The 2,443-nt window shown below is 75.2% G+C and carries 2 protein-coding genes; both read left to right on the forward strand.

Annotated elements, in window-relative coordinates; all coding sequences use genetic code 11:
• Positions 1 to 65 precede the first annotated feature (65 nt).
• Positions 66 to 905, forward strand: a complete 840-nt coding sequence (gene nadE / locus J0670_RS35820; protein WP_207816804.1) for an ammonia-dependent NAD(+) synthetase — start codon at positions 66 to 68, stop codon at positions 903 to 905.
• Positions 906 to 1,168: 263 nt separating this feature from the next.
• Positions 1,169 to 2,443 (forward strand): nucleotide disphospho-sugar-binding domain-containing protein (locus J0670_RS35825; RefSeq protein ID WP_207816806.1); only part of this gene is annotated, 1,275 nt, incomplete at its 3' end.

A 2,443-nucleotide genomic window follows, 5' to 3' on the forward strand; every position in this document is an offset into this window, starting at 1 on the left:
TCGAACGGGGTCAGGCACTATGGGCCTGTATCACTGCGAATGGCCCGAGCACTACGGAGTCGACCATGACCGAACCCCTGCCCGCCGACGTCCAGCGGGAGATCGCCCTCGCCCTCGGGGTGGCCCCCGTGCCCGACCCCGCGAAGGAGGCCGAGCGCCGGGTGGCCTTCCTGGCCGACCAGGTACGGGCCTCGGGTGCCCGCACCCTGGTGCTGGGCATCAGCGGCGGGGTCGACTCCACCACCACCGGGCGGCTCTGCCAGCTCGCCGTCGAGCGGCTGCGCGCCGAGGGCCACCAGGTGTCCTTCATCGCCATGCGGCTGCCCTACGGCGTCCAGGCGGACGAGGCGGACGCCCAGCGCGCGCTCGACTTCATCCGGGCCGACGAGGTGCTGACCGTCGACATCAAGCCCGCGACCGACGCCGCCTGGGACGCCCTCCTCGCCGCCGGCCTCACCTTCAGCGACCACGCCCACGAGGACTTCGTGCGCGGCAACGTCAAGGCCCGCCAGCGGATGGTGGTCCAGTACGCGGCGGCGGGCGCGGGCGGCGGGCTGGTCGTCGGCACCGACCACGCCGCCGAGGCGGCCGTCGGCTTCTTCACCAAGTACGGTGACGGCGCGGCCGACGTGATGCCGCTCTCCGGCCTGACGAAGCGCCAGGTGCGCTCCGTCGCCGCCGCCCTTGGCGCGCCCGCCGACCTGGTCGGGAAGGTCCCCACCGCGGACCTGGAGAACCTCGCCCCCGGCCGCCCCGACGAGGAGGCCCTCGGTGTCGAGTACGACGCCCTGGACGACTTCCTGGAGGGCCTGCCGGTCAGCGAGGACGTCTTCCGCACCGTCCTCGGCCACTACCACCGCACCGGGCACAAGCGCAGTCTGCCGGTCACCCCGCCGCAGCTCTGACGCGGCCCCAGCCGTGACGGAGGAGCCGGTACCGGAGGCCGTGCGCCCCTGAGCCCGGGCAGCATCTCCGGACGAACGAACGGACGGACGAACGGACGAACGGGCAGGTAGACGGACAGACGGGTAGACGGACAGACAGGCGGATGGTCGGAAGGCCGGACGGGCTGTTGATCGTTTGTCTGTCGCCGCTGCCTACCGTGGGTCCGACAACGCATCACGTTCGAGCTCAGGAGCCTCCGCTGTCCAGGATCATCACCACTGCCATGCCCGCGCTCGGGCACACCGGCCCGCTGCTGGCCATCTCCGCCGACCTCGCCGCCCGGGGGCACGAGGTGGTGTTCCTCGGGGGCGCGCGGTTCGCCGGGGCGGCCGCGCGGGCGGGGGCGCGGTTCGTCGCGCTCCCGGCCGAGGCCGACTTCGACGACCGCGACCTCGACGCGAGCTTCCCCGGGCGGTCGGAGCTGCCGCCCGGGCCGGAGCGGATCGCCTTCGACGTGCGGCGCGTGTTCCTCGACCCGGTCCCGCACCAGTACCGGGCGCTGCTCGCGCTGCTGGCGGAGTTCCCGGCCGAGGCCGTGATCGCGGACGCCTTCCTCCAGGGCGCGCTGGCGCTGGCGCTGGGCCGGCCGAGGGCGGAGCGCCCGGCGCTGATCGGCGTCGGGGTCACGCCGTCGATGCTGCCGAGCGCGGACACCGCGCCGTTCGGGCTGGGACTGCCGCCGATGCCGGGGGAGGAGGGCAGGGCCCGCAACCGGGCCCTCCAGGAGGAGTTGGACCGGCGCGGCGAGCCGTTGCAGCGGTACGCGGAGAAGGTGTTCGCGGAGGCGGGCGTCCAACTGCCGGAGGGGCCGCGCGGACGGGCCGTGGTGGCGGTGCCGGACGTGTTCGTGCAGCTGACCGTGCCGGGCTTCGAGTACCCGCGCAGCGACGCGCCCGCCTCGTACCGGCTGATCGGCGCGCTGCCCGGCGCCGTCGGCGGGGAGCGGCCGCTGCCGTCGTGGTGGGGCGAGGTGACCGGCGAGCGGCAGGTCGTGGTGGTGACCCAGGGGACGCTGGCCAACACCGACCTCGGGGAGCTGATCGCGCCGACCGTCGCCGCCCTGGCCGAGCGGGACGTGCTGGTGGTGGCGGCCACCGGGCGTCCGGACGGGCCGCAGCTGCTGGCCGGGCTGCTGGGCGGCCGCCTGCCGGACAACGTGCGCGCCGTGGACTACGTCCCGTTCGAGCGGCTGCTGCCGCACACCGACGCGCTGGTGAGCAACGGCGGCTACGGCGGGGTGCAGACCGCGCTGCGGTACGGGGTACCGGTGGTGGTGGCCGGGGTGAGCGAGGACAAGCCGGAGGTGGCGGCCCGGGTGCAGTGGTCGGGCGCGGGGCTCGACCTGCGGACGGGCCGCCCGGCGCCGGAGGCGGTCGGCTGGGCGGTCGACCAGGTGCTCGGGGAGGGCCGGTTCCGCGAGCGGGCCCGCGCGCTGGGCGCGGAGTACGCGGAGTACCGGCCGTTCGACACCATCGCCGGGCTGGTGGAGTCGCTGACG

The sequence above is a fragment of the Streptomyces sp. FH025 genome (genome assembly GCF_017427025.1).
Taxonomy (GTDB): domain Bacteria; phylum Actinomycetota; class Actinomycetes; order Streptomycetales; family Streptomycetaceae; genus Kitasatospora.

Excerpts from the sequence above, each read along its gene's own strand:
- nadE (WP_207816804.1), top strand. The coding sequence starts at position 66 with ATGACCGAACCCCTGCCCGCCGACGTCCAGCGGGAGATCGCCCTCGCC.